General features: G+C 39.9%; 6 protein-coding genes. All 6 read left to right on the forward strand.

The annotated features are described in order from the left end of the window. A partial coding sequence (aroB, locus tag J7J10_03245) for a 3-dehydroquinate synthase (protein MCD6129950.1) occupies positions 1-928 on the forward strand: 928 nt, incomplete at its 5' end. Next, entirely contained in the window at positions 925-1,542 is a 618-nt protein-coding gene (locus tag J7J10_03250; GenBank protein MCD6129951.1) for a hypothetical protein, read from the forward strand. The genes aroB and J7J10_03250, both read left to right, overlap by 4 nt. A 12-nt stretch (positions 1,543-1,554) precedes the next feature. Then, a complete protein-coding gene (locus J7J10_03255; GenBank protein ID MCD6129952.1) occupies positions 1,555-2,403 on the forward strand; it encodes a sulfide/dihydroorotate dehydrogenase-like FAD/NAD-binding protein in 849 nt (282 codons plus the stop codon). After that, positions 2,396-3,844 carry an NADPH-dependent glutamate synthase gene (gltA, locus tag J7J10_03260; protein MCD6129953.1) on the forward strand — a complete coding sequence of 483 codons (1,449 nt, stop codon included), beginning with the start codon at positions 2,396-2,398 and terminating at the stop codon, positions 3,842-3,844. The genes J7J10_03255 and gltA overlap by 8 nt, the downstream gene beginning before the upstream one ends. 25 nt (positions 3,845-3,869) lie before the next feature. Next, positions 3,870-6,635: a formate dehydrogenase subunit alpha gene (gene fdhF, locus J7J10_03265; protein ID MCD6129954.1), complete on the forward strand. Its 2,766-nt coding sequence runs from the start codon at positions 3,870-3,872 to the stop codon at positions 6,633-6,635. A 1-nt stretch (position 6,636) separates the two neighbouring features. Continuing rightward, positions 6,637-7,527, forward strand: a complete 891-nt coding sequence (locus J7J10_03270; GenBank protein MCD6129955.1) for a sulfide/dihydroorotate dehydrogenase-like FAD/NAD-binding protein — start codon at positions 6,637-6,639, stop codon at positions 7,525-7,527. Positions 7,528-7,697: the final 170 nt, after the last annotated feature.

Raw genomic sequence — 7,697 nt, forward strand, 5'->3', positions numbered from 1 at the left:
GATAGAAGAGATTTTAAAAAATAGATTTGAAGTTTTTACTTACATTATGCCAGACGGAGAAGAATATAAAAACATATATGAGTTTATCAAAATCGTAGATTTTTTAGCGGAGAATAATTTAGATAGAAGAAGTCCATTGTTTGCTTTAGGTGGTGGTGTAGTGGGAGATATTGCAGGATTTGCCGCTGCTGCATTTTTGAGAGGCATTCCCCTCATTCATATTCCTACCACCTTGCTCGCACAAGCGGATAGCTCCATTGGAGGGAAGGTAGCCGTAAATCACAAAAGAGGTAAAAACCTTATTGGTGCATTTTACCAACCCGATGCTGTATTCAGTGGAATAGATTTTCTGTATACACTACCGGACAGGGAATGGAAGGCGGCATTAGCTGAGGTGATAAAATACGGTATTATACAAGATGAAGGATTATTTGAATATATAGAGCAAAATACGGAAAAAATTCTTCACCGAGACAGACAGGCTACGTTGCATATCGTGAAGAGGAGCATTTTAAATAAGGCAAATATTGTGCAAAATGATGAAAAGGAGAGAGATATAAGACAAATACTCAATTTTGGACATACATTGGCTCATGCTTTGGAAAAAATAGGAGGGTATAAAACCTACCGACATGGAGAGGCAGTGGCTGTGGGTATGGTGTTTGCCTCATCACTTTCCTGGAAGTTGGATATATGTAAAAAACAAGTTTATGAAAGAATAAAAAATGTTTTGCGGTCTTTTTTTCTCCCTGTGTATATACCATCAGAATTTAAAACTAATGATATATACGATGTAATGAGATGGGACAAGAAGGTAGTAAGTGACAAACTTAGATTTGTCTTGACAGAAAAAATTGGTAAAGTTAGAATTGTTACAGGTTTAGAATCGCGAATAGTCAGCGAGGTAATCGATGAGATGAAAGAATGAACAGACAGAAGAATGGATGTGTTAAAAGCTATTGGTGTATATTTCTGCTTGTTGCTTTTTTTCTTTTGACTACCTTCGGTTGCACTTACATGCAGGATGTTGGTGTCAGAAGTTATAGTAGTGAGTTTACAAAGATGCTCTCTTCACATACACAATCTTTTAAGCTGTATAGAGATTTTGAAACTGTTGCTATCTGCAAGGTTACCTATTTTGATAAAAAGTTGGCTATGAGTTTTATAGATTCATATAGCAAGCAGGCACATTTACCTGATGCAGAAAAGGAAAAATTGAAAGAAGAGTGGAAAAATCGTACAAAGAATTTTGATGAATTCTGGATAGCTTTTTATACAGGAAATGAAAATATAAATAATTTAGCAAGTTTACATCCTTTCTGGAATGTGCATGCTATTTATGGAAAAACAGTAGAGAAACCGTTGGAGATTAAAGAAATAGAAAGAGACAGGATGAGAAACCAGTGGATGTATCTCATAGATGCTAACAGGTGGTCGAAAAATTATATAATTAGATTTAGAAAAATGCCGCGTATGGGAAAGCTAAACCTGATTATCGCCTCTATGTTAGGCACTATAAATATGGAATTTAATAAGTTTTAAAAGGTGGCAGAGATGTACAGAATTGTGAAAAAAGAAAAATGGCACGATATTGTTTACTCTATGTGGGTTGAAGCCCCTTTCGCGGCTCAAAGTGCGCAGCCTGGGCAATTCATAATCTTGATAATCAATAAAAAGGGAGAAAGGATTCCTTTAACTATTGCCGATTATGATCGAGAAAAGGGACTGATACACATTGTATTTCAGATAGTGGGTAAAACTACCTTGCAACTTTCTCGAATGAATGAAGGAGACGAGTTGTATACATTTGTTGGTCCACTAGGCAGACCTACAGAAATTGAGAATTATGGAACAGTAGTGACGGTAGGGGGAGGAACAGGTATTGCCTGTGTTCATCCTATAACCAGAGCTCTGAAAGAAGCAGGCAACAAAACTATTGCCATTATCGGCGCAAAGAGCAAGGAACTGATCATAATGGAAGAGGAAATGAGAAAAGCTTCCACTGAGCTTCTAGTTACCACTGATGATGGTAGTTATGTGAGAAAAGGTTTTGTAACCGAGGTTTTAAAGGAGGTTTTAGACAAGGATAAAAGCGTAAAAAAGGTATGGGCTATCGGTCCAGCCATAATGATGAAATTTGCCTGTGTTACCACCAAACCGTATGATGTAGAAACTATCGTCAGTTTGAATGCTGTTATGGTAGACGGAACGGGGATGTGTGGTTCATGTCGAGCTACGATAGGAGGAGAAACAAAATTTGTCTGTGTGGATGGACCTGAATTTGATGGTCAGCTAGTGGATTGGGATGGATTTTTGAGCAGGTTGGCAAAGTATAATAAATCAGAGAAATTGGCATTAGAAAGTTATAAGAAAACTATAAAGGAGGGAGAGAACTATGGCTGAGATGATACCTATTAAAGAGAGGATGAAAAGAGAGCAAGTTTCAATGCCGGAACAGGATCCTCAGATAAGGAGTCATAATTTTAATGAGGTGCCTACCGGTTATACCAAAGAGATGGCTATCTATGAAGCACAAAGATGTCTGCAATGTACACCTCCGAAGTGTGTGGAAGGCTGTCCGGCAGAGGTGCGTATCCCAGAGTTTATTAAAAAGATTGTGGAGGAAGATTTTGCGGGCGCATACTTTGAAATATTGAAAACAAATGGGCTTCCTGCAGTATGCGGTAGAGTGTGCCCTCAAGAAGAGCAATGTCAACTGACCTGTGTACTTAATAAGAAAGGTAACCCTATTTCCATAGGAAGATTGGAAAGGTTTGTTTCAGATTGGTCAAGAGAAAATGATGTTCATGAGAAAATACCAGAGATTAACAAGAAAGGTAAGACTGTAGCTGTTGTTGGCGCTGGTCCTGCTGGTCTTATCTGTGCTGCAGATTTGCAAAAGATGGGTTATGAAGTGACCGTATTTGAGGCATTTCATACCGGAGGCGGAGTTTTAATCTATGGTATTCCAGAATTCAGATTGCCTAAAGATATTGTGAGATATGAAATAGGAGAGATTGAAAAAACAGGAGTGAAATTTGAGACAGATTTTGTGGTAGGAAAGACGAAGAGTATACCTGATTTGGCGAAGGAGTTTGATGCTATATTCATAGGAATAGGTGCTGGTGCACCAAGGTTTATGAATATCCCCGGGGAAAATCTGGCGGATGTATATTCGGCAAATGAATTTCTTACCCGTTCCAATCTTATGAAAGCCTATAGATTTCCCGAATATGACACACCTATTAAGATAGGCGAAAAGGTGGCTACGATTGGCGCAGGAAATGTGGCTATGGATTCTGCCAGAACTGCTTTGAGATTAGGTGCGAAAACTTCTCATATTGTTTATAGAAGATCAAGGAAAGAAGCTCCGGCAAGAATAGAGGAGATTGAGCATGCTGAGGAAGAAGGTGTGATATTGGATTTTCTTACTCTGCCGGTGAGGGTATTGGGCAACGAAGAGACAGGAGAAGTTACGGGTATGGAGTGTATTAAGATGGAGTTAGGTGAGCCTGATGAATCGGGAAGAAGAAGGCCCGTTCCCATAGAGGGATCAAATTTTGTTATAGAGTGCAGTATGATGGTTGATGCCATTGGAACGCTGGCAAATCCAATCGTACCGAGAAGTGCAGCAGAACTTGGTGTGGAGATAAATAAATGGGGTTATTTTGTGTTTGATGAAGAAACAATGCAGACTACGAGGGAAGGCATATTTTGCGGCGGTGATATTGCCCGTGGAGCGGCAACGGTGATATTGGCAGTGGGAGATGGTAAAAAAGCTGCCAGGGGAATAGATAAATATCTTTCTTCTGGTGGTAGCTTAAAGGAAAGTTTAAATAAGTGAGAAAATTTGTTTAGAGGAGAAGAAAATGGATTACATAACTCTTATTATAGATGGAAAAGAGGTTCAGGTAGAAAAAGGGAAAACCATTATGGATGCCGCCAAAAAACTCGGTATCTACATTCCCTGTATATGTTCCCATCCTGACCTTAAGCCCATAGGTTTATGCAAACTTTCCGTTGTGAAGATAAAAAATTGGGATGTATATCCTCTATCCACCATTACACCTGCGGAAGATGGCATGGTGGTAACCACCAAAACAAATGAATTGCAGGAGATGAGAAGGAATGCATTAGAGATGATACTTGCTATGACGAATCATCCTACAAACTGTCTCTTCTGTGATAGAAAGGATGAATGCACCTCTTTAAGGGAATGTATGAAGAAACTTCCTGTCACTGCCGGATGTAAATACTGTCCCAAGGATGGTGAATGTGAAATTCAGGATGCGGTTGAGTATATAGGACTGGAAAAGGTAAGATATGCAACAAAGTATAGAGATCTGCCTGTTTTAAGAGAACCATTTTTTGATAGAAATTATAACCTGTGTATATTATGCACAAGGTGTGTGAGAACCTGTGAAGAGGTAAGAGGAGAGAATACCATCGTTTATCATCCTGGCTTTCATGAAAATCACTGGGTAGGACCGGAAAATGGTGTTTCCCTTTTAGAAGGAAGTTGTAAGTTCTGTGGTGCCTGTGTGGATGCCTGCCCGACCGGTGCACTCTCTGCAAGGTTTGAGAAATGGGAAAAGCCAGAAAAAACTGTTACCACTACCTGTCCTCATTGCGGAATAGGTTGTCAGATAGATGTAGGTGTAAAGGATGGTCATATTGTTAGAGTAAGAGGTAAGAGGGGAGACACAGTAAATGAAGGGCAATTGTGTGTAAAAGGCAGATTTGGTTTAGATTTTGCTTCTCATCCTGATAGATTAAAGGAACCCTTAATAAGAAAAGATGGTGAATTGAAGCCGGCGAGTTGGGATGAAGCGCTGGATTTGGTAGCCAGTAGGTTTAAAGAGTTAAAAGAGAAATATGGTAGTGATGCCTTAGCCGGTATTGCTTCTTCTAAGACTACAAACGAAGAATGTTATCTCTCTCAAAAGTTTGTAAGAACCTGCCTTGGCACAAATAATATAGAATTTTGTACTCGTTTCTGTCATACAACCAGCGCAGTTGCTCTTACTCGTGCTTTCGGGGGCGGGGCAATGAGTAATTCTACTCGCGGTGTAGAAAAATCAGATGTGGTGTTTATAGCAGGATTGAATGCTACTGAAAATACCGTGATATTTGGTGCTTATTTGAGAAATTTAGTGAAGTTTAACAACCTGAAATTGATTGTGATGGATCCAAGAAGGATTGATCTGGTAGATGATGCAGAAATTTGGCTGAGGCCAAAGCCGGGGACGGATCTTGCTTTGGTTAATGCTATGATGAATGTGATTATAAATGAAGATTTATATGACCATGAATTTGTAGAAAATCGCACAGAGGGTTTTGATAAACTGAAAGAGGTAGTCTCTAAGTATACACCAGAGAAAGCGGAAGAGATTACCGGTGTTTCAAAGGATAAGATAATTGAATCGGCGAGATTATACGGCAAAGCCAATAAGGCTGGAATTATGTATGGTATGGGTATAGCTCAATATACTAATGGAACTAATAATATTTCTGCTTTGTGCAATTTAGCTTTAGCTACAGGCAATATGGGGAAAGAAGGAACCGGCGTTAACACCATAGGTAAGCAGAATAATGGACAGGGTGCTGGAGATATGGGTTGTCTATGTGCCGTTTATCCTGGTGGTCAACCCGTTGCCAAACCGGAGGTTAACGAAAAATTCGAAAAAGCGTGGGGCACAAAACTCTCTATGAAACCAGGAACAACAGAGACAGAATGGGTTACTGAAAAAGGTAAAATTAAAGGCCTATATGTGATAGGTGGAAATCCTGTAGGCAGTGGTCCTAACTTAAATAATGTAAAAGAAGTTTTTGAAGAGATGGATTTTATAGTGGTTCAGGATATCTTCTTAACCGAGACCGCCAAGCTCGCGGATGTTGTCCTTCCTGCTGCATGTCTGTTGGAAAAGAACGGCACAACTACAAACACAGAGAGAAGAATTACTATGGTGAGAAAGGTCTTGGATGCGCCCGGAAAAGCACGCCCCGATTGGGAAATTATCTGTGATTTAGGAAAGAAGATGGGTTACAGTGAGCAGTTTTCCTACAATAGTCCTTCGCAGATTATGGATGAGATAGCGCACCTGACGCCTCTTTACGGTGGAATAAACTATGAAAGGCTGGAGAAAGGAGGTATACAAGCGCCTTGTCCTAATGTGGATCATCCTGGAACGCCTTATTTGTATAAGGATAAATTTCCTATTGGTAAAGGCAAGTTCTTCCCTGCTGATTATGAGCCGCCTTCCGAGCTTCCCGATGACGATTATCCCTTTATTTTTTCCACAGTTTCGAGCATCTTTCACATGCGCACTGGTACAATGATAGAAAAGGTGCATGATATAAATTATATCAGCGGTTCCGAGCTTTTGAGTATGAATCCAGAAGATGCATTTTCCTTAGGTGTGAGAGATGACGATATAGTTATGGTTTCTTCAAGAAGGGGAAACTTAAATTTAAAGGTAAAGGTAACAGATGCTGTACTCAAAGGTGCTGTATTTGCGACATTCCATTTTGCAGATACACCGACAAATATTCTCACTAATGATAAATATGATCCCTTGGGTAAGGTGCCAGAACTTAAATTCTGTGCAATAAAGGTAAATAAAATAGGAGGATAGGATGTATAAAATTGTAGAAAGAGAGGTTCTTGTTCCCGATATAGTTCGCATTAAACTGGAAGCTCCTTATGTTGCTCAAGCGGCTCAACCCGGTCAATTTGTAATCTTGAGAGTGGATGAGCAGGGCGAAAGATTCCCTATGTCATTAGCTGATTGGGATAGGGAAAAGGGAACTATTGACATTGTATTCTTTGTTTTGGGAACGAGCACCATGAAACTTGCTGCTTTAAAAGAAGGGGATGTTATATTGGATTGTGTGGGACCATTGGGCAATCCAACAGAAATTAAGAACTATGGCAATGTTTTATTGGCCTGTGGATGTTTTGGTGTGGGGCCCACCATAAAGCTTGCCGAAGCCTTAAAAGAGAAAGGGAACAATATAGTTTCTGCTATGGAAGCAAGAGATAAGGCATATCTTTTCTGGGAAGACAAGCTGAGAGAGGTGAGTGATGAGTTTCATGTTGTTGTGGGTGATAGCAGTTATGGAGTGAAGGAATGGACAAATGACTTTATACAGAAATACTTAAGAGCGGGAAATAAGGTGGATGTAATCTTTGCGCATGGATGTCCATTTATGATGATGGAGTGTTCCAAGGCTTCCAAACCATTTGGCGTTAAGACTCATGTTTCTTTGACCACAATAATGGTAGATGGAACCGGAATGTGTGGTTCGTGTCGAACTATTGTAGGCGGGGAAACGAAGTTTGCCTGTGTGGATGGGCCGGAGTTTGATGGTCACCAAGTTGATTGGGATAATCTTATTATGAGACAGAGAAGATACATGTCTCAGGAATACCGTTCTTTCAGCTTATGGGAGAGGGACAACTGGCATAAGATCATGTATGTAGCACCGCATGAAAAAGAAAGACTATTGATGATGCAGCAGGGATAAGCAATTATTTCTAAGGGGTAGATGTTTAAACATCTACCCCTTACTATAGTATGGTTAATACTCCGCGGCTTGTGCTACGATTTGTGTCATAAAAACCTCCAGTTTTTACGACCAAATCTGCGGTTTGTGTCATTCTCTTTTTCTTTGTCATTCCCGCACATGTGGGAATC

It is taken from the genome of Deltaproteobacteria bacterium (assembly GCA_021159305.1).
Taxonomy (GTDB): Bacteria; Campylobacterota_A; Desulfurellia; order JAGGSF01; family JAGGSF01; genus JAGGSF01.